The organism is Ruegeria sp. BC5, assembly GCF_056539205.1.
In genome coordinates, this window is the sequence record NZ_JBQFUN010000003.1 from 270,634 (window position 1) to 292,155 (window position 21,522).

General features: G+C 58.3%; 19 protein-coding genes. 7 read left to right on the plus strand and 12 right to left on the minus strand.

Going from position 1 to position 21,522, the window contains the following annotated elements; all coding sequences use genetic code 11:
- Positions 1–38: 38 nt before the first annotated feature.
- The 5 genes from ACR0LY_RS11050 to hslO all read right to left on the minus strand — a co-directional run bounded on the left by ACR0LY_RS11050 (position 39) and on the right by hslO (position 6,615).
- A complete protein-coding gene (locus ACR0LY_RS11050) occupies positions 39–1,871 on the minus strand; it encodes an ABC transporter ATP-binding protein (protein WP_170349577.1) in 1,833 nt (610 codons plus the stop codon).
- Positions 1,868–3,706, minus strand: coding sequence for an ABC transporter ATP-binding protein (locus ACR0LY_RS11055; RefSeq protein WP_170349576.1), 1,839 nt, complete (start codon positions 3,704–3,706; stop codon positions 1,868–1,870). Before ACR0LY_RS11055 ends, ACR0LY_RS11050 begins: the two co-directional genes overlap by 4 nt.
- 191 nt (positions 3,707–3,897) lie before the next feature.
- Positions 3,898–5,052: a CCA tRNA nucleotidyltransferase gene (locus tag ACR0LY_RS11060; protein ID WP_170349575.1), complete on the minus strand. Its 1,155-nt coding sequence runs from the start codon at positions 5,050–5,052 to the stop codon at positions 3,898–3,900.
- Complete coding sequence (locus ACR0LY_RS11065) at positions 5,049–5,654, minus strand: CoA pyrophosphatase (protein WP_170349574.1); 606 nt, start codon at positions 5,652–5,654, stop codon at positions 5,049–5,051. The genes ACR0LY_RS11060 and ACR0LY_RS11065 overlap by 4 nt, the downstream gene beginning before the upstream one ends.
- Positions 5,638–6,615, minus strand: coding sequence for an Hsp33 family molecular chaperone HslO (gene hslO, locus ACR0LY_RS11070; RefSeq protein WP_170349573.1), 978 nt, complete (start codon positions 6,613–6,615; stop codon positions 5,638–5,640). Before hslO ends, ACR0LY_RS11065 begins: the two co-directional genes overlap by 17 nt.
- Before the next feature lie 76 nt (positions 6,616–6,691).
- Here hslO and ACR0LY_RS11075 point away from each other — a divergent pair, with 76 nt between their 5' ends.
- On the plus strand, positions 6,692–7,138 hold the full coding sequence (locus ACR0LY_RS11075) for an NUDIX hydrolase (RefSeq protein WP_170349572.1): 447 nt from the start codon (positions 6,692–6,694) through the stop codon (positions 7,136–7,138).
- Here ACR0LY_RS11075 and ACR0LY_RS11080 read toward each other — a convergent pair.
- Entirely contained in the window at positions 7,135–8,406 is a 1,272-nt protein-coding gene (locus ACR0LY_RS11080) for a PP2C family protein-serine/threonine phosphatase (RefSeq protein WP_368040137.1), read from the minus strand. The genes ACR0LY_RS11075 and ACR0LY_RS11080 overlap by 4 nt on opposite strands.
- A gap of 156 nt (positions 8,407–8,562) precedes the next feature.
- Between ACR0LY_RS11080 and ACR0LY_RS11085 the strand changes: the two genes are divergently transcribed.
- Complete coding sequence (locus ACR0LY_RS11085; RefSeq protein ID WP_170349570.1) at positions 8,563–8,892, plus strand: Hpt domain-containing protein; 330 nt, start codon at positions 8,563–8,565, stop codon at positions 8,890–8,892.
- Here the strand turns inward: ACR0LY_RS11085 and ilvA are convergent.
- Positions 8,889–10,115, minus strand: a complete 1,227-nt coding sequence (gene ilvA / locus ACR0LY_RS11090; protein ID WP_170349569.1) for a threonine ammonia-lyase IlvA — start codon at positions 10,113–10,115, stop codon at positions 8,889–8,891. The genes ACR0LY_RS11085 and ilvA overlap by 4 nt on opposite strands.
- Before the next feature lie 58 nt (positions 10,116–10,173).
- Complete coding sequence (locus ACR0LY_RS11095) at positions 10,174–10,962, minus strand: hypothetical protein (RefSeq protein WP_254440201.1); 789 nt, start codon at positions 10,960–10,962, stop codon at positions 10,174–10,176.
- A gap of 118 nt (positions 10,963–11,080) precedes the next feature.
- On the opposite strand from ACR0LY_RS11095, the gene ACR0LY_RS11100 reads away from it, so the two are divergent.
- From ACR0LY_RS11100 to msrA, 4 genes are all read left to right on the plus strand, one after another.
- On the plus strand, positions 11,081–12,307 hold the full coding sequence (locus tag ACR0LY_RS11100; RefSeq protein ID WP_170349568.1) for an argininosuccinate synthase: 1,227 nt from the start codon (positions 11,081–11,083) through the stop codon (positions 12,305–12,307).
- Positions 12,304–12,744 (plus strand): DUF1810 domain-containing protein, encoded by a 441-nt coding sequence (locus ACR0LY_RS11105; protein ID WP_170349567.1) that lies wholly within the window; start codon positions 12,304–12,306, stop codon positions 12,742–12,744. Before ACR0LY_RS11100 ends, ACR0LY_RS11105 begins: the two co-directional genes overlap by 4 nt.
- 79 nt (positions 12,745–12,823) lie before the next feature.
- Positions 12,824–13,105 (plus strand): SCP2 sterol-binding domain-containing protein, encoded by a 282-nt coding sequence (locus tag ACR0LY_RS11110; RefSeq protein WP_170349566.1) that lies wholly within the window; start codon positions 12,824–12,826, stop codon positions 13,103–13,105.
- A 97-nt stretch (positions 13,106–13,202) separates the two neighbouring features.
- The gene (gene msrA / locus ACR0LY_RS11115) at positions 13,203–13,874 is read left to right on the plus strand and encodes a peptide-methionine (S)-S-oxide reductase MsrA (RefSeq protein WP_170349565.1); all 672 of its coding nucleotides are present in this window, start codon (positions 13,203–13,205) and stop codon (positions 13,872–13,874) included.
- Here the strand turns inward: msrA and ACR0LY_RS11120 are convergent.
- Both ACR0LY_RS11120 and ACR0LY_RS11125 read right to left on the minus strand, forming a co-directional pair.
- Positions 13,871–14,740, minus strand: coding sequence for a ribokinase (locus ACR0LY_RS11120; RefSeq protein WP_170349564.1), 870 nt, complete (start codon positions 14,738–14,740; stop codon positions 13,871–13,873). The two genes, msrA and ACR0LY_RS11120, sit on opposite strands and share 4 nt — an antisense overlap.
- Positions 14,741–14,743: 3 nt before the next feature.
- Positions 14,744–16,999 carry an NADP-dependent malic enzyme gene (locus tag ACR0LY_RS11125; RefSeq protein ID WP_170349563.1) on the minus strand — a complete coding sequence of 752 codons (2,256 nt, stop codon included), beginning with the start codon at positions 16,997–16,999 and terminating at the stop codon, positions 14,744–14,746.
- A gap of 162 nt (positions 17,000–17,161) precedes the next feature.
- On the opposite strand from ACR0LY_RS11125, the gene mutS reads away from it, so the two are divergent.
- A complete protein-coding gene (gene mutS / locus ACR0LY_RS11130; RefSeq protein ID WP_170349841.1) occupies positions 17,162–19,777 on the plus strand; it encodes a DNA mismatch repair protein MutS in 2,616 nt (871 codons plus the stop codon).
- A gap of 32 nt (positions 19,778–19,809) precedes the next feature.
- Here the strand turns inward: mutS and ACR0LY_RS11135 are convergent, their stop codons facing one another.
- Together ACR0LY_RS11135 and hrcA are read right to left on the minus strand one after the other, a co-directional pair.
- Complete coding sequence (locus tag ACR0LY_RS11135; RefSeq protein WP_170349562.1) at positions 19,810–20,373, minus strand: nucleotide exchange factor GrpE; 564 nt, start codon at positions 20,371–20,373, stop codon at positions 19,810–19,812.
- 10 nt (positions 20,374–20,383) lie between these two features.
- Positions 20,384–21,448, minus strand: coding sequence for a heat-inducible transcriptional repressor HrcA (gene hrcA / locus ACR0LY_RS11140; RefSeq protein WP_170349561.1), 1,065 nt, complete (start codon positions 21,446–21,448; stop codon positions 20,384–20,386).
- Positions 21,449–21,522: the final 74 nt, after the last annotated feature.

A 21,522-nucleotide genomic window follows, 5' to 3' on the forward strand; every position in this document is an offset into this window, starting at 1 on the left:
CTTTGCGTGCAACAAAACCCCCTAGCACGCTTTGTGCGTTATTCGGCGGCTTCGGCCTGAATGAACCCGCCCGATTGGCGATGCCAGAACCGCGCGTACAACCCGCCCTGCTCCAACAGCGCGTCATGGGCGCCGGATTCGACGATCTGCCCCTGATCCAGGACGATAATCCGGTCCATCTCGCTGAGCGTGGACAGGCGATGTGCAATCGCCAGGACCGTCTTGCCCTGCATCACCCGGTGCAGGGCGGTTTGAATCGACGCCTCAACTTCGGAATCCAGCGCCGAGGTCGCCTCATCCAGCACCAGAATCGGCGCATCTTTGAGGATAGCGCGCGCCAGAGCGATCCGTTGCCGCTGCCCACCGCTGAGCTTCACACCGCGTTCGCCTAGATGCGCGTCATAGCCGCTGCGGCCATGGGCATCCTGTAGGCTAAGAATAAACTCATGCGCTTCAGCCTTCTTCGCCGCTGCAATCATGTCGTCTTCTGACGCGTTTGGGCGGCCATACAGGATATTCTCACGCGCTGAGCGGTTGAACATCGCAGTTTCCTGCGTGACCATGCCGATCTGACTACGCAAACTGTCCTGCGTTACCTGGCTGACATCTTGCCCATCAATGCGAATAATGCCTTCTTCCCCGTCATAGAGCCTGAGCAACAACGAGACCAAAGTGGATTTCCCAGCGCCCGAGGCCCCAACAATTCCCAGCTTTTCACCCGGATGCACGGTCATTCTCACATCGGACACACCGCCCACATCGCGACCATAGGCAAAGCTGACATGGTCGAATTCTATCCGCCCCTCGGTCACTGTCAGGTCAATGGCTTGCGCGGCGTCCTCGACCCGGTCGCGTTTGGCAAGCGTCTTCATACCGTTCTCGACCTCACCCACATTCGCGTAGAGCCCCATCAGTGTGAAACTGACCCAGCCGGTCATCTGCGCAATTCTGATCGAAACCGCGCCAGCCGCCACGATATCACCCGCCGTCGCAATCCCGTTTCTCCACAAAAGCAGCGTCGCGCCCAGCAAGAGAACCGGAAGAACCCCGGCCAGCACCATCAGGATAAATCGGAAGCTGGCGGACAATGCCCCGAAGGCCAACATCTTTTCGCGTAGATCAACCATCGAGTTTCGCGCGGCCTGATCCTCAAACGCAGAATGGGCGAACAGCTTTACGGTCTTGATATTGGTGATGGTATCAACCACTTGCCCGGACACCATGGCGCGCGCGCCAGCCCGCGCAGCAGACCGGGCGCGAATGCGTGGCAGATACCAGCGGATCAGCAGGAAATACACCACCAGCCACCCGGCGAAGGGTAACATCACCAGTGGATGAATAGACCCTAACAAGAACAAAGAACCGGCAAGTGAGGCCAAGGCAAACACAATTGCACTGATTGTCTCGGACACGACAGAGGCCAATGCGTTAGACGTCTGCATCTGTTTCTGCGCGATCCGGCCCGCGAAATCATCGTCGAAATAAGTGACCGATTGGCCAAGGGTCCAGCGGTTCAGCTTGGCCAGCACCAGCGGCGGCACATTGGGCATGACGATATAGTTGTTCGTCACCGAAGACAGCCCGAACAGCGCTGGGCGCAGCAACATGAAAAATGCCACCACGCCCAGAATCATCCACAGATTATCTGCGTTGAAAAAACCCTGAGGTCCATTTTCCGAGGCAAGATCGATCACCAGACCCAACATCCAGGCCGTTCCTGCCTCCATCGCGCCAGCCATGGCCGAAAAACTGGCCGCGACAAAAATCATCGGCCACGCGCCGGACAGGCACCAACGGATGAACGCCCCCAGCGTTTGCGGCGGGGGCGTCTCAGATTTTTTGAACGGATCTATAAGATCGGCAGCCTTCATTCCGCAGCCTCCGGGTTCAGGAAGCCACCAGATTGCCGCGCCCAGAACTGAGCGTAAAGCCCCCCATGCGCCAACAATTCGGAATGCCCGCCCTGCTCTACAATCCGACCTCCATCCATAACCAGAATACGATCCATCTGCGCAATGGTGCTCAGCCGGTGGGCAATGGCGATCACGGTTTTACCTTGCATCATGCCGTAGAGGGTCTCCTGGATCGACGCTTCGACCTCGGAATCCAGGGCGGATGTCGCCTCATCCAACAGCAGGATCGGTGCGTCTTTCAGGATCACCCGCGCCAGCGTCACCCGCTGCCGCTGTCCACCGGACAGCTTCACGCCCCGTTCCCCCACATGTGCATCATATCCGGTGCGTCCCTGCGGATCTTGCAGGTCGAGGATGAATTCATGCGCCTCGGCCTGTTTGGCGGCGGCCATCATCTGTTCCTCGGATGCCTCGGGACGACCATACAGGATATTATCGCGCACCGACCGGTGCAGCAGCGCACTGTCCTGCTGCACCATACCGATTTTGCTGCGCAGACTGTCCTGAGTGACGCTTGCGATGTTCTGGTCGTCAATCAGGATTGCACCCTGTTCCACGTCATAAAACCGCAAAAGCAGCTTAACTAGGGTCGATTTTCCGGCACCGGACCGCCCGATCAGACCAATCTTTTCACCCGGTTGAATGGTCAGGTTGATATGATCCAGCCCACCGGTTTTGCGGCCATAGTGATGCGACAGGTTGCGGATGTCGATCTGACCTGTGGTCAGTTGCAATGGTTTCGCATCCCGCGCATCCAGCAGGTCGATAGGCTGGGCAATCGTCTCCATCCCTTCAGCCACCACACCAAGCTGGCGGAAGAAACTGGTCAACGCCCACATGATCCAACCGGTCATCGCATTCAGTCGCAAGGTCAGCGCGGTCGCCGCTGCTACCACACCGACCGTGGCACTGCCCTGCATCCACAAGGCAATGGCCCAACCGACAACACCAACGATCAGCAGGCCGTTCAACGTCACCAGAACCGCATCCATAATGGTGAAGATCCGCATCTCAACCTGGAAGGTGCGACGGGTTTCAGCTATGGCTTCGCGGGCATAGTCCAACTCTTGATCATCATGCGCGAACATCTTGACCGAGTGGATGTTGGTGTAACTGTCCACCACCCGACCCGTCACCGCCGAGCGCGCATCCGACGCCGCCTTGGACGCCGGTCCGACCCGAGCGACCGTCCAGCGCACCAACAATGCATATAGTGCAAACCAGATCAGCAGCGGCAACAACAGGCGCGGATCGGCCGCCATCAATAGGATCGCCGCCCCGATCAGATAAGCCAGCGAGAAAGAAATCGCGTCAAAAACCTGAAACACGGCCTCACCCGCGGCGGGGGGCGTCTGCATGATCCGGTTTGCGATACGGCCCGCGAAGTCATTCTCGAACCACCCCACGGACTGACGCAGCACATGCTTATGCGCCCGCCAACGTATGATGGTGCCAAAGTTCGGCAGGATCGTGTTGTTCAGCAGCAGGACATCAACCACATGCAGCATCGGCCGTAACAGCAGCACAAACACAGCCATCAGAATCAATTCAGTCCCGTGGGCCTGCCAGACCTCAGCCGGAGGGCCAGACAACAGGTCAACCACGCGGCCCATGTAATAAATCAGCCCGACCTCGACCGCGGCGACGATGACTGAAATCAGCGCGGTCCAGAAAAACACCCGCATGAAAGGTCGGGAATAATCCAGCATAAACGGCCACAGCCGCGTGGGCGGTGTGTCGGTCTCGGTATAGTCGGCAAAAGGGTCAACAAGGTTTTCGAAATAGCGAAACATGGAGAGTGCTCCGATTGAGCAGCAAATAGGTCATGCGAAGAAAGATGGCACCAGAACACCACCCCTACGGGTCAAAGTGTTCCGGCTTTAGCCGAACCAGATCCCGTAATACATTCGCATCCCTCCATTCATGTGACAGGCGCACGAAACCACAAAGAAGTTGATTTGTCATCCCCTTTTGAGACTTCGTGTCAGATGCTCAGCAATTCCTCGCGGGTCAGCGCAAAGCCTGATGCAATCCAGCGCGCCTCAAGCTCGGCCAGTTTTTTGCCCAGCGCGGGACCGGTGAAATCGGGAATCAGGTCGGTGGCCTTGATCGGGAAATCAGCCTCAGCCCCTTTGTGCAGATCGGTGCGCAAGGTTTCGCTCCACGGCTGTTCAAGGAAGGCGCAGCGCAGCAAGGTTTCGTGCAAGCCGCCCTCTTCGCCATAACGAAACCCCAGTTCGGCAACGCTGGCAGTACCGGATGCCTCATCCCGCATGCGGGTCAGACGTTGTAATTGCGCCTTGCTCAGGCGCAGGGTCTTGGCGATATCCGGTGTTGCGATTGCGGCCAGACGCCGAATTGACTCAGGGGCGGCCCCGGCCTGTTCCTCTAAGGCTATCAACGGTGCCAACGCACGGTCCTCGGCCCCTGGCAACAGCCGGGCCAGAACTCCCGATTGACGCATCGCGGCAATCGAGGGTGCCGGATCGGGTGCGCCCATAAGTTTCAGAAGTTCGGCCCCGACCCGTTCATGAGACAGGCCCTCTAGCCCGTCCAGATTAGACGCAATCGCCGCCAGAGCGTCCGGATCAAACCCAGCCTCGGCATCGCCATACCAGGCGTGAAACCGGAAATACCGCAGGGATCGCAGGTAATCCTCTCGAATGCGGTTCTCGGCGTTGCCGATAAAGCGCACGCGGCGGGATTGCAGGTCGGGCAGCCCGTTCAACGGGTCGAGAATACTGCCATCGGGCCGCGCATAGATCGCATTCATGGTGAAATCGCGGCGCGCGGCGTCTTCTTCCAACTTGTCGGAAAATGCCACCACCGCCCTGCGGCCATCGGTTTTCACGTCGCGGCGAAAAGTGGTGATCTCATGCGGGGCACCGCCACTGACCACAGTGATCGTGCCGTGGTCGATTCCGGTGGGGATGGCCTTGAGGCCCGTTGCCTGCGCCAGCTCCATCACCCGTTCGGGGCGCGCATCGGTGGCGATATCGATATCCGAGACCGGCGCGCCCAGCAGCGCGTTGCGCACGCAACCCCCGACGAACAACGCTTGCGCACCGGCGCCCGTCAACGCTGCACAGACCTTTTGCGTTGCCGGATCAGTAACCCAGGCCTCAGAAATTCGCGTCATTCATTCACCCGTGCGGCCAATCCCCGCAACATTCGGGCCGTCGCGCCCCAGATGTAGTAGGGGCCGAACGGCACCGTGAAATAATACCGTTTGTGACCACGCCAGCGGCGCGATTCAACGATATAATTCGCGGGGTTGAGGACATGTGCAAGCGGAACCGAAAACACCTCGTCCACTTCGCCCGGTTCGGGGGTCAGTTGAAACGGTTCGCGCAGGATCGCGACAACCGGTGTAACGGTAAAGGACGTGACGGTTTCATGAGACGATAGGTGGCCCAGAATCTCGGGCAAGTCGGGCGGCAGACCGATCTCCTCCTGCGCCTCACGCAGGGCAGTGGCGGTGACATCTACGTCGCCTTGATCCTGCTTACCGCCGGGAAAGGCGATCTGGCCGGGGTGGTGTTTCAGAGCCGAGGATCGTTTCGTCAGAATCAGCCGCGGCGTGTCGTCAAACACCGTGATCGGAACCAGCACCCCCGCCGGGCGCAATTTGCGCCCTTCAGGCAGGTTGGTTTCGGGGTTCAGGTCGAAATCGCTTGAACCGTGGCCGGGGCGGCGCAGGGCCGCCCGCAACTGGACCGTAGGATCAGGCGTCGTCCGCATCAAAGCCGACCGAACCCGGTTCCAGTATGTAATGTGCGCCACAGAACTGACAATCGGCGGTTACCTTGCCTTCGGGCGTGGTCATCTTTTCGATGTCCTTGGCCGAATAGATCGACAGGCTTTGCCGCACACGATCTTCCGAACAGGTGCAGCCGAATTGCACGGACTGAGCGTCATAGACCCGCGGCTGTTCCTCGTGAAACAGCCGGATCAACAGGTCGGTCGGCGCCACCGAAGGCCCGATCAATTCGAGATCCTCGACCGTATCCAACAGGATGTTGACGCGGCCCCAGTTTTCACTCTCTTCCCCGTCGACCAGATCTTCGGCGGTCAGGATCTGCCCCCCACCTTGTCCGTCCGCCACAAAGGGCGAGGCCTTGGGCATGTGCTGCAACATCACTCCGCCCGCGCGCCAATGTTCACCGACGCCCGGCTCGGTCGATTTGCCAAAGCTGAGCGAGAACCGCGTCGGCAGCTGCTCGGATTGTGCGAAATACGCCTCGGCACAGGCAGAGATCGAGCCCCCCGCCAGCGGTGTGATTCCCTGATACGGCTGCGTGCCTTCACCCTGGTCGATCATGATGGCGAAATAACCCTCGCCCACCTGATCAAACGGCCCACCATCGGTCAGGCGGTCGCGATCATAACTGGCATAGGCGCGGATGCGGGCCGGCTCACCCTCGACCTTGGGCGCAAAGTAATCGGTCGCGATCATGCGTACCGGGCCCTTGGACTGCACCTGCAAAGACAGTTTCCAACGCAGCGAAACGGTCTGGCCGATCAACGCGGTCAGCAGGGCCATCTCGGCCACTAACGCCTCGACCTTTTCAGGATAGTCATGCTGCTTCAGGATGCCGTCCAGCACGCCATCAAGACGGGCTACACGGCCGCGCATATCCGATACATCAAGTTGAAAGGGCAGGACAGTATCGTCCCACGCGATTTTCGTTCCAAGAGACATGGGGTTTCCTTACACGCCACGGGTTGGCATACCGGCACCATATAGGTTGAACAGATTGGGTTTGAAGGGGCCATACATGATCAGACGGTTCGGTGAAACCCCGGAAAAAGGACGTACATATACACGCAGACCGGGTGTCTATGCGTTGCTGCCGCAAGGAAAAGACCTTCTGGTCACGTGGTATGACGATGGGCTGAACCCCGAATTGCAGCTGCCGGGCGGTGGCATTGATCCGGGCGAATCCCCGATTACCGCGCTGCATCGCGAAGTGTTCGAAGAAACCGGCTGGCTGATCGCCGCCCCGCGGCGGATCGGTGCGTTTCGCCGGTTCACCTTTATGCCTGAATATGACCTTTGGGCCGAGAAAATCTGCATGATCTACAGCGCCCGTCCGGTGCGCCGGATGGGACCGCCTCGCGAAGAGTTTCACGAAGCACTTTGGATGGAAACTGCCGTTGCGGTGCAGATGCTTGGCAACGAGGGGGACCGTCACTTTGCCACCCGACATCTGAACAGTTTCTAAACCCCGTTATATTCAAAGAACACGGCGGACACGTCATCATCCATGCCGCTGCCCGGTGCCATGGCCTGCGTCAGGCGCCAGAACATATCGTCCAGAAACTCGGTACCGCTGCGGTCGGGCGCACAATCGCGGGCCATCTGCTGCAGGCCTTCTTCCTCAAGCAAGCCGCCATCGGCCAGACGACACTCGGTAAAGCCATCAGAATACAGCATCAGTTTATCGCCAGGGTGCAGGTAAGTTTCGATCCGCTGAAAGGACACATCGGGCAGCAAACCGATGGGCAAGCCACCCTCGCCCAGAAATTCGGCACTGCCGTCTTGGCGCAATACAAGTGGATGCGGGTGCCCGGCCTGCACCATCTTAAGATGCCCGTTGCGCAGGTCGACAATAGCATAAACCATGGTGAAATATTCTTCGACGCCGGCATCGGCCATCAGGCGGCAATTGAGCATCTCGGCCACCTGTTCGGGTGGCAGCAGAGCATAGAACTTGTCAAAGCGTTTTTCCATCGCCACGTTCTGATCGAAATGATTGCTGGACAGATAGCCGCCCAATCGCGCCGTCATCATCGCCGAGGTGATACCGTGGCCCGACACGTCAATGCTGTAAAACCCCAGCCGATTGACTCCGGGCGAGAACATCCCCACCAGATCACCGCCAATATGCCCGCAGGGTTTCAGCAGCATGCTGACCCGCGATTTCCCGAAATCCCGCGTCAGTTCGGGGACAAGGGATTCCTGAATTTTCCGGGCCTGAATCAGGTCTTTGTCGATGGCATCATGCGCCACGCGCAGGTCTTCTAACGCGGATTCGATCATCCGGTTCTTCTCGGACAGTTCGCGCTGCATATCCAGAATCCGCGCCCCGGCCGAGATCCTTGCGCGCAGCTCATCCGCCTCAAGCGGTTTGATCAGGAAATCGTCCGCACCAGCATCCAGCCCGCGCGCCACCTCTTGCTTTTCACTTTTTGAGGTCAACAGGATGAAGTAACTGTATTGATCACTTTCCAGCGCCCGGAAGGCACGGCAGAATTCCAGCCCGCTCATTCCCGGCATCACCCAATCGCTGAGAACCAGATCCGGCGGGTCGGTGGCGCACATCTCGATCGCGGCGTCGCCGTTATCGGCCTCTAGCACCGCAAAGCCCCACTTTTTCAGCGAGGCCACCAGAATACGACGTTGCAGCCGGCTGTCATCGACGACCAGCACCTTTTGGATCGCGCCAAAATCCTGATCGGACCTGGCCTCTGCCTGACTGCCCTCTGCCACCTGAACCCTCTGCACTGTGACCTTTACGGAACGCAGCGACCCTAGCGCGGGGCGGTTTAACATCCGGTGAAGGCGTCTTTGTCTTGTTGCTTAACCCGCTCTTTACTCGCCGTGAGCTACGCAAGTCAGGTCGCGATATGTGTGGAGAGGCCGAACATGATCGACTGGTCCAGAGTCAGACAACTGCAGGATGAGGTGGGTGCCAACGAATTCAAAGAGGTGGTGCAGATCTTTCTGGACGAGGTTCAGGAAACCATCGACCGGCTGCATCAGGACACCGGCCGGGCTGAATTCGAACAGAACATGCATTTCCTCAAGGGCAGCGCGCTGAGTCTGGGGTTCGACCGGTTTTTCAAGCTGTGTCAGGACGCAGAGCGCAACGCCGCCGCTGGCAAGGCTAGTGACGTCGATCTGCCTGCCATCCTGACAGTCTATGACGACTCAAAAACTGTGTTCTTTGCCGAGAAAGCCGCGAACCTGTCCTAGATCACGAACTGGGCCAGCGTCTCGTCTTCGGTGATGTCGGTATAGGTAAAGCCAGCCTCGTCCAGATGCGCGAACAGGCGTGCGAAATTCTCGGGCTTACGGGTTTCGATGCCGATCAGGACCGAACCGAAATTGCGCGCCGACTTCTTCATGTATTCGAACCGGGCGATATCGTCTTCCGGCCCTAATATGCCCAGAAACTCTTTCAACGCGCCGGGGCGCTGCGGCAGGCGCAGGATAAAGTACTTTTTGACGCCGGAATAACGCTGCGCCCGTTCCTTGACCTCGGGTAGACGTTCGAAATCGAAATTGCCGCCCGAGGTGACGCAGACAACGGTTTTGCCGCGGATAAAGCTTTGCACATCGGTCACTGCCTCGATCGCCAGGGCGCCTGCGGGCTCAAGCACGATGCCTTCGACATTCAGCATTTCGATCATGGTGGTGCAGATACGGTCTTCGGACAGGACCAGCACGTCGGACAGATGGCGATCCTTGAGCAGTTCAAACGGTTTCGCCCCGATCTTCCCGACCGCTGCCCCATCGACAAAGTTGTCGATATGATCCAACGCCACCGGATGCCCCGCCGCCATGGCCGCATGCAAACAGGCCCCGCCTTTGGGCTCGACAAACAGGCAATGGGTCCGATCCCCGAACCATGTCGCCACGCCCGAGGACATGCCGCCCCCGCCAACCGGCAGGATCACGTGATCAGGGACGCTACCCAGCTGCGCCTCAACCTCGACAGCCAGAGACGCCTGCCCCTCGATCACATCCTCATCGTCAAAGGGCGACAGAAAATGCCCGCCCTGTTGCGCACACCACGCTTGCGCAGCAGCCAGTGTGTCGTCAAAATAATCGCCGGTCAGATGAACCTCGATATTGTCGCCACCGAATATACGGGTCTTCTGGATTTTCTGCTGCGGCGTCGTTACCGGCATGAATATTACGCCCTTCACACCCAGATGCTTGCACATATAGGCCACGCCCTGCGCATGGTTGCCCGCGCTGGCGCAGACGAAAAGCTCTTGCCCCTGCTGCTTGCGCATCGCGTTGAACGCACCGCGGATCTTGTAGGACCGCACCGGGCTGAGGTCCTCGCGCTTGAGCCAGATATCGGCGCCATAGCGGTCGGAAAGGTGAGCGTTCCGCTGCAACGGGGTTGGCGGAAACACGGTGCGCATCGCCTGTTCAGCGACGCGGGCGCGGGTCATGAAATCAGTCATGCCGGTTTCCCTGCCCGATCACCGTTGAAAGGGCAAGGAATACATATGTGTACTCAGCTTAGGTGAGTTCGCGTTTCTCGATGAACACGCCATAGATCGTCGTCAGAATGCTGACATTGATCAATGGGACGATCAGCATGCTCGCAAACAAAACTATCAATATCCCGATGATCGGGATGAAAAGCAGCAATGACGCCAGTAGCTGAAGCAATATTTGGAAGAGGATGGACAAGACGACCAGAAGTGCGATGGCTCCGCTTGCGCCCGAGGTCGCCTGCCACGCTTCAGACAGCTTTATGGGCTTTCCAATAGCTGCACCGGGCAGAATTGGTGAGGCACGATAGAATCCGATCGTAAGACATACGATCAAACCCACCCAGAAAATGGACCCCAAAACCGCCGAGGATTGCGCCAACATACTCATGATCAACGCCGCAGGGATCATAAGGATGAAAGCCAACAAGAACAGCATCAAAAGACGCCCGAAATAGGCCAGAACGCGGTCAAATCGGAAAGGTGGAACTAGCCCCGACGGATACTCTTCGAGCAAAACAAACCTGTGCCATGATACTACAATCCAGAGCATTACGACGAACACTACGATCACGATGCAAAATAGGAATCCGAGTAACGTCATCACAGCAGTTGGGTCAGGGGTTGTAGCAGTGGCACCTTCGAATTGTTTGTGTGGGGCGTCGAAAAGAAAGAACAAGCCAATGGCCAAAAAGCCGCCAATGAGCGCAGGTACAACGGAAATCTGAAGCGCTTGCTTCAGGTTCCTCAGAACCATCTTTACCGAATGTACGAAAATCGCCAATCCCAGCATATACTCTGCCCTCTCAACCATTCCTTGTTCTCAATCCGCCCGTTTCACCGCAATTCCCACCCTGCGTCAATCCTCATAACTTGCCCCCGCGTCCAAAACCCGTTAGGGGCCAATCGTCTTACGAATAAGGGGAAGTCAGATGTCCGCGCCCAAGAAAGTTGTTCTGGCCTATTCCGGTGGCCTTGATACCTCGATCATCCTGAAATGGTTGCAGACCGAGTATGGCTGTGAGGTCGTGACCTTCACCGCCGATCTGGGTCAGGGTGAAGAGCTGGAGCCCGCCCGCCAAAAGGCCGAGCTGCTGGGGATCAAGCCCGAAAACATCTATATCGAGGACATCCGCGAAGAGTTTGTTCGCGACTTCGTCTTCCCGATGTTCCGCGCCAATGCGCAATACGAAGGCCTGTATCTGTTGGGCACCTCAATCGCGCGTCCGCTGATCTCGAAGCGTCTGGTCGAGATTGCCGAGGCCACCGGTGCCGACGCCGTTGCACATGGCGCGACCGGCAAAGGCAACGATCAGGTGCGGTTCGAACTGGCCGCCTATGCCCTGAACCCTGACATCAAGGTCATTGCACCCTGGCGTGAATGGGACCTGACCAGCCGCACCAAGCTGTTGGAATTTGCCGAAGCGAACCAAATCCCAATTGCCAAGGACAAACGCGGTGAGGCGCCGTTCTCGGTCGATGCCAACCTGCTGCACACCTCGTCCGAAGGTAAGGTTTTGGAAGACCCCGCAGATCAGGCGCCAGACTATGTCTATCAGCGTACCGTCCACCCCGAGGACGCACCGAACGAGCCCGAGTTCATTGAGATCGGCTTTGAAAAAGGCGACGCGGTCAGCATCAATGGCGAGGCGATGAGCCCGGCCACGATCCTGACCAAACTGAACGAATATGGCGGCAAGCACGGCATTGGCCGCCTGGATCTGGTCGAAGGCCGGTTCGTGGGCATGAAATCGCGCGGCATCTACGAAACGCCCGGCGGCACCATCCTGCTGGAAGCGCACCGTGGTATCGAGTCCATAACCATGGACCGCGGCGCGATGCACCTGAAAGACCAGCTGATGCCGCAATATGCCGAGCTGATCTATAACGGCTTCTGGTACAGCCCTGAGCGGGAAATGCTGCAAGCCGCCATCGACAAGTCTCAGGAACATGTCACTGGCACCGTCCGCGTGAAACTGTACAAAGGCTTGGCCTCAACCGTGGGTCGCTGGTCGGATCATTCGCTGTATTCTGAAGAGCATGTGACGTTCGAAGATGACGCCGGCGCCTATGACCAAAAAGACGCGGCCGGATTTATCCAGTTGAACGCGCTGCGCCTGAAATTGCTGGCGGCGCGGGATAAGCGCCTGTCCAAGTGATCGACGACGACGACATCAACGACGAACTCGATCTGTTCATCGAAGCGCAGGACGCGGTCTGGTCCGACGTCCTGCGCGAATTGGAACAAGGGCAGAAAACCAGCCACTGGATGTGGTTTGTATTTCCGCAATTGGCCGAACTTGGTCGGTCTCACATGGCGCAGCTGTACGGGATCGAGGATTTGGATGAGGCCACAGCCTATCTGGATCATCCAGACCTCCGCCAGCGCCTGACCAAGGTTGCTGGGTTGATGTTGCAGCACAAGGGGCGCGATGCCAGTGACATTCTAGGTGGGATTGACGCAAAGAAACTGCGATCCTCGATGACGTTGTTTGCATCCGTGCCCGGAGCTCCGTCAGAGTTCCAGACTGTTCTTGATGCCTTTTATGATGGGCAACCCTGTGAGCGGACCCGGCAAATCCTGCAAATGTCGTGACTACAGGGTCCAGTTGGGTCACCCTTGCACAAGAACGCCCATTCTCTTTACGCATAGGCAAATTGTGAAGGGGACAAAGATGCTGCAGGACATCGCCAACGGCATTCAGCAAGGCTTGGATGGCAAAAGCTTTGAGGGCTCGCTGAAATTCGATTGTGGCGAGGATGGTGTCATCGTTCTAGCCGACAATCGGGCTAGCACACAGGATCGCGACACCGATTGCACCATCCGCATTTCGCAGGACAACCTGACCAAATTACTGACGGGCAAGCTGAACCCGATGACCGGCGTAGCATTGGGCAAGCTCAAGATTTCGGGCAATATGGGTGTGGCGATGAAGTTGGGACAACTGCTAGGTTAAGACGATAAACTCGTCTCACCACCCCGTGACAAACCATGTCAGCGGATTGCGCCAACGCATAAGTCAGGGCAGCCTTATCCCGAAAAGGAGACCTGCCATGACCCGCATCGCCAATCTCAATTTTTTCAAACCTACGCTTCAGTTCACGCTGATCGCTCTTGTCGCCCTGCTGCGTGCCGCCCCGGCACCCGCCGCCGGGTCCGAAACCCTGACGGTTGCAGGGGGCTGTTTCTGGTGCGTCGAGTCCGATTTCGAATCCGTTCCGGGCGTGACTGGCGCCGTGTCGGGTTTCACCGGTGGCAGTACCGCCAATCCAACCTATGATCAGGTCACCAAAGGCGGAACCGGCCATTACGAGGCGGTTCAGATCACCTTTGACCCGGCCCGCGTTTCCCGTGAAACCCTGCTGAGCATGTTCTTCCGATCAGTCGACCCAACGGATGCGGGCGGTCAGTTCTGTGACCGGGGTGACAGCTATCGCACGGCGATTTTCGTCTCTAACGCTGGGGAAAAAGCCCTGGCTCAGCAAGCCAAGACAAGTGCCCAGAACGCGCTGGGGCAACAGATCGTGACGCCAATCCTGCAGCAAGGGGCATTCTACCCGGCTGAGGCCTATCATCAGGATTACTATAAGGGGAACAAGCTGGTCCTGACCCGCTTTGGCCCCAAACGCCAGCACAGCGCGTACAAAGCCTATCGCAAAGCCTGCGGCCGTGATGACCGGGTCAAGCAGCTTTGGGGCAGTGACGCACCGTTCGCGGGGTCTTAATCGAGCCGCGCTTCGCGCACCTCTTTGAGATCGGGAATAACATCAGCTGTGCCGTGCCGCGTGACCATCAAGGCCGCGGCACGGTTTGCTTGTGAAATCACCTGTGCCATTGGCATCCCGCGATCCATTCCTGCCAGAACATAGCCGGTGAAAGTATCCCCTGCGCCAGTGGTATCCACGGCCTTTACCTTGTGCGCCGGAAAATCCGTAGCGGCGCCGCGATGGTAATACCGCGCTCCTTTTGACCCCAAAGTGACGATCACATGCTCGACCTCAAGGTCGGTAACGGATTGCCCGGTTGCCTGCTGTAGTTGTTCAGCCTCGATCTCATTCAGGATCAGAAAATCCAGATACGGCAACACGGCCTGAACCGCGTCAGCCTGGAACGGTGCGGCGGCATAGCAGACAGTCAGCCCCTGATCGCGCCCCATCTTTGCGGCTTCGACCTGTAGGTTGGTTTCGTTCTGCATCACCAGCACATCACCTTGCAGGGCCGAGGACAGCGCTTGCCCCAACTGACCCTGAGTGATCGCGTGGTTTGAACCGGGGAACAGAATGATGTTGTTCTCACCCTGTGCGTCCACCGCAATGATGGCATGACCGGTCGGAACCTCGACTCCAGTGATATGGCGCGTGTCCACGCCATATTCGGTCAGACGATCCAGCGCCCAGCGCCCATCCGGCCCCACGGCCCCGATATGCGCCACTTGCGCCCCGGCCCGTGCGGCCGCCACAGACATATTTGCCCCTTTGCCACCCAGATACCGATCCAGCCGATTGGCTGAAAGCGTCTCTCCCGGTCCGGGCAGGTGCGGCACGTCATAAATCATGTCCGCGTTGATCGAGCCGAGGTTCCAGATCGTCATGGCTTAAGCGATATCGCACGAGGCCAGGATGGCCATGTTCAGGATATCATTCGCCGTTGACCCGGTCGAACAGATCTGAATCGGCTTGTCGACACCAGACAGGATCGGGCCAATCACCGTGGACCCGCCCATTTCCTGCATCAGCTTGGTCGAGATCGACGCCGAATGTCGAGCGGGAACGATCAGGATATTCGCCGGGCCGGTCAGGCGCTGGAACGGATAGCCTGCCTGCTGATCCTCGTTCAGGGCAACGTCCACGGTCATCTCGCCCTCGTATTCGAAATCCACTTTGCGCTTATCCAGCACGACAGGCGCGCGGTGCATCTTTTCGGCCCGTTCCGACACCGGATACCCAAAGGTCGAGAAACTGACGAAGGCCACGCGCGGCTCAAGCCCCATATGACGGGCCACTGCGGCCGAGCGTTCGGCGATATTGGCCAGGTCATTCTCGTCCGGCCATTCATGCACCAGCGTATCACCGATCAGCACGATCCGCCCCTTGTGCAGCAGCGCGGTCACACCTACCGCACCATGCGCCTTGTCCGCGTCGAACACGTGATTGATCCGGTCCAGCACATGCGCCGATTTGCGCGTGGCCCCGGTTACCAGGCCATCACCATGCCCATGCGCCAGCATCAGGGATGAGAACACATGCCGGTCACGTGCCGCCAGGCGGTAAATATCCTTGCTATCAAAACCTTTGCGCTGCAGGCGCTTGTACAGGAAATCGGTATAGGTCTCGAGATGTGTGGTGTTGGCGGCATTCACCACCTCTAACTCGCGCACGGCATCGCCCAGCCCGGCCTCTTCCAGCTTTTGTTTTACGTCATCGGGGCGACCGACAACCAGGGCCTTGCCGAATCCAGACCGCTGATAGGTTACAGCTGCGCGCAACACGCGTGGATCGTCACCTTCGGCGAAGATCATGCGGCTTTGCGCTTGGCGCGCACGGGCGTTCAGACCGCGCAGGATGCTGGCGGTCGGGTCCATGCGGGATTTGAGGCTCAGCTCATAGGCGTCCATGTCGATGATCGGACGCCGCGCTGCGCCGGTATCCATGCCCGCCTTGGCCACGGCAGGTGGGATACGATGGATCAGTCGGGGATCAAACGGTGTCGGGATGATATAATCGCGACCGAAGGTCAGCGATTTGCCATAAGCCATCGCAACCTCATCCGGCACATCCTCGCGCGCCAGACGGGCCAGCGCATGGGCACAGGCAATTTTCATCTCGTCATTGATGGCACGGGCATGAATGTCCAGCGCACCCCGAAACAGATAGGGGAAGCCCAGCACGTTGTTGACCTGGTTCGGGTAATCGCTGCGCCCCGTGGCGACGATGGCATCCACACGCACCTCATGCGCCTCTTCTGGTGTGATTTCAGGATCTGGATTGGCCATGGCGAAAATCACCGGGTTATCCGCCATGCTGGCGACCATGTCCTGCGTGACCGCGCCTTTGACTGAAACGCCCAGGAACACATCCGCGCCGTTCATGGCGTCTTCCAGCGAGCGCAGTTCAGTGGTGACCGCATGGGCCGATTTCCACTGGTTCATACCCTCGGTCCGGCCCTGATAGATTACGCCCTTGGTGTCGCAGACGATGCAGTTTTCATGCCGCGCGCCCATCGCCTTGAGCAGTTCGATACAGGCGATACCCGCCGCACCCGCACCGTTCAGAACAATCCTCACATCCTCGATCTTTTTGCCCGAGATATGCAGCGCGTTCAGCAGACCTGCCGCGCAGATCACCGCCGTGCCGTGTTGATCATCGTGAAAGACGGGAATGTCCATCTCTTCCTTCAGGCGCTGTTCGATGATGAAACACTCGGGTGCCTTGATGTCTTCCAGATTGATGCCGCCAAAGGTCGGCCCCATCAGCTTCACTGCGCGGCAGAATTCATCTGGGTCTTCAGTGTCCAACTCGATATCGATCGAGTTCACATCGGCAAACCGTTTGAACAGGACCGACTTCCCCTCCATCACCGGTTTTGAGCCCAACGCGCCCAGATTTCCAAGACCCAGAACCGCCGTGCCGTTCGAGATTACCGCGACCAGATTGCCCTTGTTGGTATAGTCATAGGCCGTTTCGGGGTTTTCCGCGATTGCTTCACATGGAACAGCAACACCGGGACTATAGGCCAGCGACAGATCACGCTGGGTTGTCATTGGAACCGTGGCCTGCACCTCCCACTTGCCGGGAGTGGGGTCCAGGTGAAAGGCCAGGGCTTCTTCGTCGGTAATTTTCGCTTTGGGCATCTGATATGTCGTTTCTTTACATCTGTTGGGCTGTCGCCTCATAGCGCAGGAAAACGCGCGCCTCAACGAGAATGAGTTTTCGGCTTTTACAGAAGATGCGGGATTTGTAAGGTCGCGCCCGGAACACGCCAAAAGGGGTCAGCCTTGTCCACAGTCACGCCGATGATGGCGCAATATCTCGAAATCAAAGAGGCCCACGCCGATGCCCTGCTGTTCTACCGTATGGGCGATTTCTACGAGATGTTCTTCGAAGATGCCGTCAACGCAGCCGAGGCGTTGGATATCGCCCTGACCAAACGCGGCAAGCATAACGGCACCGACATCCCGATGTGCGGTGTACCTGTTCATTCCGCCGAAGGTTATTTGCTGACCCTGATCCGCAAGGGCTTTCGCGTGGCAGTCTGCGAGCAGATGGAAAGCCCGGCCGAGGCGAAGAAAAGAGGCTCTAAATCAGTAGTAAAGCGCGATGTCGTGCGTCTGGTGACACCCGGCACACTGACCGAAGATGCCCTTTTGGAAGCCCGCCGCCACAACTTTCTGGCCGCCTATGCCGAAGTGCGGGATGAGGCCGCCTTGGCCTGGGCTGATATCTCTACCGGGGCGTTTCACGTGATGCCTTTGACAACCGTGCGGCTGAGCCCCGAACTGGCACGGCTTGCCCCGTCCGAACTGATCGTTGCCGACGGATCGGAACAGGCTTTGCAGGAACCAGTCCGTGATTTGGGAATTTCGCTAACCCCCATCGGCCGCGCCAGTTTTGACAGCACGGCCGCCGAAAAACGTATTTGCGGATTGTTCCACGTGGGCGCTTTGGATGCGTTTGGAAATTTCGGTCGGGCCGAGGTTTCGGCAATGGGTGCCTTGATCGACTATCTTGAGATCACGCAAAAGGGCAAACTGCCCCTGCTGCAGACCCCCTTGAAGGAATCAGAGGATCGCGTTGTCCAGATCGACGCCGCCACACGCCGCAATCTTGAACTGACCCGTTCCTTGTCGGGTGGTCGCGCCGGATCCCTATTGTCGGTGGTCGATCGCACCGTCACTCCGGGCGGGGCAAGGTTGCTGGAACAGCGCCTGTCCAGCCCCTCGCGCAATCTGGACGTGATCCATGCCCGGCTGGATGCTGTGAGTTTTGCAGCTGAGGACAGTCTGACCGCCTCAGACCTGCGCGATGCCCTGCGCAAAACCCCTGATCTGGACCGCGCCCTGTCGCGCCTGTCGCTGGAACGGGGTGGCCCTCGTGATCTGGCCGCCATCCGCAACGGAATGACGCAGGCAGCTGCTATTGCAGGTATCTGTGACACACAGAATTTGCCGGTTCTGCTGGCCACCGCAGTGCAGAACTTGATCGGGTTTGACGATCTTTTGACCTTGTTGGATGAGGCCCTTGTGGCAGAACCACCCCTGCTGGCCCGTGACGGCGGTTTCATCGCTCCGGGTTTTGACACGGAACTGGATGAAGCCCGCAAACTGCGCGACGAAGGCCGATCCGTCATTGCGGGATTTCAACAGAAATACGCAGAACACACCGGCATTGCTTCGCTGAAGATCAAGCATAACAACGTGCTGGGTTATTTCATCGAAACCACGGCCACCCATGCCGAGAAGATGCTGAACCCGCCATTTTCTGAGACCTATATCCACCGCCAGACCACTGCCAATCAGGTGCGGTTTACAACCGTCGAACTGTCCGAGATCGAAACCCGCATCCTGAACGCCGGTAATTTGGCATTGGAAATAGAAAAGAGGCTCTATCAAAGGCTTTCTGACGAGATTCTGGACCGCGCCGCGCGTCTCAACCAAGCCGCCCGGGGGCTCGCCGAGCTGGATTTGACCACCGCATTGGCCGATCTGGCGCGCGGAGAAAATTGGTGCCGTCCCCAGGTCGACACATCGCGCGCCTTCCACGTGCAGGGTGGACGTCATCCGGTTGTGGAACACGCGCTGCGCCAACAAAGCGGCGATGCCTTCATTGCCAATGATTGCGATCTCAGCGCGGATCAGGGCGCGGCTATCTGGCTGCTGACCGGTCCCAACATGGCAGGTAAATCGACCTTCCTGCGTCAGAACGCCCTGATTGCCCTGCTGGCCCAGATGGGCAGTTATGTTCCCGCTGAACAGGCGCATATCGGTGTGGTCAGCCAATTGTTCAGCCGCGTCGGCGCATCCGACGATCTGGCCCGGGGCCGTTCGACCTTTATGGTGGAAATGGTCGAGACGGCCGCCATCCTGAATCAGGCCGACGACCGCGCGCTGGTGATTCTCGATGAAATTGGCCGTGGCACGGCCACCTATGACGGCCTGTCCATCGCCTGGGCCACGCTGGAACATCTGCACGCCGCCAACCAATGCCGCGCGCTGTTCGCCACCCACTACCACGAACTCACCGCCCTGGCCGGCAAGTTGGAGGGTGTCGGCAGCGCCACCGTGGCAGTCAAGGAGTGGGAAGGTGAGGTCATTTTCCTGCACGAAGTCCACAAGGGGGCCGCCGACCGCTCCTATGGGGTGCAAGTCGCGCAGCTTGCCGGTCTGCCCGCATCGGTGGTGGATCGAGCCCGCGTCGTACTGGACCAGTTGGAAAAAACCGAACGCGAAGGCGGCAAACAAAAGGCGCTGATCGACGATCTGCCGCTATTTTCCGCCGCTCCGCCGCCCCCGCCACCTGCATCCAAGGCATCGCCGGTCACGGATATGCTGGACGACGTGCTGCCTGATGAGCTGACCCCGCGCGAGGCACTGGACCTGATTTATAAACTGAAAGAGGCGGCCAGATCCTGACCGCCTCAAAAAAATTTTGGTTTTAAAGCCGCTTAGCTTGCAGGTGTCGACGACACACCCACTTGCGCCGGTCGCAGTAGACGATCATGCAGCATGAAGCCTTCGGCCGATACCTGAATGATGTCACCGGCGCGGGTTCCAGGAACCGGCGCTTCGAACATCGCCTCATGCACGTTTGGATCAAATCGATCGCCAACCTCGGGCGTGATCACCTCGATCCCGTGTTTTTGGAATACATCCTTCAGCGCCCGCATGGTCAGCTCGATCCCTTCCAGCAGACCGGCGGCCACTTCTTTCTGCTCATCGGTCGCGGCTTCGAGTGCGCGCTTCATGTTGTCGTAGACCGGCAGCATATCACGCGCCAGTTTCGAACCGCCGTATTGCTCAGCATCGCGCCGCGCTTTGTCGCCACGCTTACGGGCGTTTTCGGCATCTGCCAGCGCACGCATAAACTTATCTTTGTAATCGTCGCGCTCAGCGCGCAACTCATCCAGCTCTAGCGCTTCGTCGCTGAACTCAGCGATTTCTTCAGCCAGCTCTTCAGCTTCAGCCATTGCGATATTGTCCAGAAAATCTTCGTCCTTGGGCTCTGCCATCTCTTACCCTCTAGCTCCGGTCGGATATCAGCTTGCCGACCAGTTGCGCCGTATAATCCACGATCGGTACGATCCGTCCATAATTCAAACGCGTGGGCCCGATGACCCCGACCGCGCCGATTATCTTTCGATCAGCGTTCATATATGGAGACACCACCAAAGAGGAACCCGAAAGTGAGAAAAGTTTGTTCTCAGAGCCGATAAAAATGCGCACACCCTCGCCTTCTTCGGTCAATTCAAGGAATTCCGCGATGTCTCGTTTGCGTTCCAGATCATCAAACAGGGAGCGGATTCGGTCCAGCTCCTCAACTTCACCCGGTTCACCCAGCAGATTCGCCCGCCCGCGCACAATCAGACGGGCCGAGTCGCCTCCATCCCCGTCCCAAGCCGCCATGCCGCTTTCGACCATTTCCCGTGCCAGCACGTCAATCTCTTGTTTACGCGCGTCAATCTGCGCCTGCATCTGACGGCGCACTTCGCCAAGCGTGCGGCCTTCGATCAGTGCGTTTAGAAAATTCGCCGCTTCGCGCATCGAACTGGGTGTCTGCCCCGGTGGCGGTGTAAACAGGCGGTTTTCAACGTGCCCGTCAGCAAAAACCAGCACCACCAATGCGCGGTCATGAGCTAACGAAACAAATTCGATATGCTTGATTTCGGATTCTTGCTTGGGGGTCAAAACTAAGGAGGCACCATGTGTCACGTGTGACAAGGCCGAACCCACGCGATCCAGCATCCCGCCCACATCGCCTGCGTTAGACCCTAATGTTTCGTCCAGCTTCTGCCGATCAGCGGCGCCCAGATCGCCAACCTCAAGCAAACCATCGACAAACATACGCAAGCCTTGCTGCGTCGGAATGCGCCCCGCACTGACATGGGGGCTGTCGAGCAAGCCCAGAAACTCCAGATCCTGCATCACGTTGCGCACGGTGGCAGCGCTGACTTTTTCCGACAATGTGCGGGTCAGGGAGCGGCTGCCAACAGGCTCACCGCTGTCCAAATAGCTTTCGACGATCAGCCGGAACACCTCACGTGACCGGTCGTTCATCTCGTTCAGAATTTTGCTCGCTTCGCTCATCAGCGGTCCCCTGCTGGGCCGTCATTAAATCGCAGGCATATGAAAGGTCAATCGGGGTTGCATCGTAAGCCATG

Excerpts from the sequence above, each read along its gene's own strand:
- ACR0LY_RS11110 (WP_170349566.1), top strand. The coding sequence starts at position 12,824 with ATGCTGCAGGACATCGCCAACGGCATTCAGCAAGGCTTGGATGGCAAA.
- ACR0LY_RS11135 (WP_170349562.1), bottom strand. The coding sequence starts at position 20,373 with ATGGCAGAGCCCAAGGACGAAGATTTTCTGGACAATATCGCAATGGCT.
- hrcA (WP_170349561.1), bottom strand. The coding sequence starts at position 21,448 with ATGAGCGAAGCGAGCAAAATTCTGAACGAGATGAACGACCGGTCACGT.
- msrA (WP_170349565.1), top strand. The coding sequence starts at position 13,203 with ATGACCCGCATCGCCAATCTCAATTTTTTCAAACCTACGCTTCAGTTC.
- mutS (WP_170349841.1), top strand. The coding sequence starts at position 17,162 with ATGATGGCGCAATATCTCGAAATCAAAGAGGCCCACGCCGATGCCCTG.
- ACR0LY_RS11120 (WP_170349564.1), bottom strand. The coding sequence starts at position 14,740 with ATGACGATCTGGAACCTCGGCTCGATCAACGCGGACATGATTTATGAC.
- ACR0LY_RS11100 (WP_170349568.1), top strand. The coding sequence starts at position 11,081 with ATGTCCGCGCCCAAGAAAGTTGTTCTGGCCTATTCCGGTGGCCTTGAT.
- ACR0LY_RS11095 (WP_254440201.1), bottom strand. The coding sequence starts at position 10,962 with ATGGTTGAGAGGGCAGAGTATATGCTGGGATTGGCGATTTTCGTACAT.
- hslO (WP_170349573.1), bottom strand. The coding sequence starts at position 6,615 with ATGTCTCTTGGAACGAAAATCGCGTGGGACGATACTGTCCTGCCCTTT.
- ACR0LY_RS11055 (WP_170349576.1), bottom strand. The coding sequence starts at position 3,706 with ATGTTTCGCTATTTCGAAAACCTTGTTGACCCTTTTGCCGACTATACC.
- ACR0LY_RS11065 (WP_170349574.1), bottom strand. The coding sequence starts at position 5,654 with ATGCGGACGACGCCTGATCCTACGGTCCAGTTGCGGGCGGCCCTGCGC.
- ACR0LY_RS11125 (WP_170349563.1), bottom strand. The coding sequence starts at position 16,999 with ATGCCCAAAGCGAAAATTACCGACGAAGAAGCCCTGGCCTTTCACCTG.
- ilvA (WP_170349569.1), bottom strand. The coding sequence starts at position 10,115 with ATGACTGATTTCATGACCCGCGCCCGCGTCGCTGAACAGGCGATGCGC.
- ACR0LY_RS11060 (WP_170349575.1), bottom strand. The coding sequence starts at position 5,052 with ATGACGCGAATTTCTGAGGCCTGGGTTACTGATCCGGCAACGCAAAAG.
- ACR0LY_RS11085 (WP_170349570.1), top strand. The coding sequence starts at position 8,563 with ATGATCGACTGGTCCAGAGTCAGACAACTGCAGGATGAGGTGGGTGCC.
- ACR0LY_RS11050 (WP_170349577.1), bottom strand. The coding sequence starts at position 1,871 with ATGAAGGCTGCCGATCTTATAGATCCGTTCAAAAAATCTGAGACGCCC.
- ACR0LY_RS11075 (WP_170349572.1), top strand. The coding sequence starts at position 6,692 with ATGATCAGACGGTTCGGTGAAACCCCGGAAAAAGGACGTACATATACA.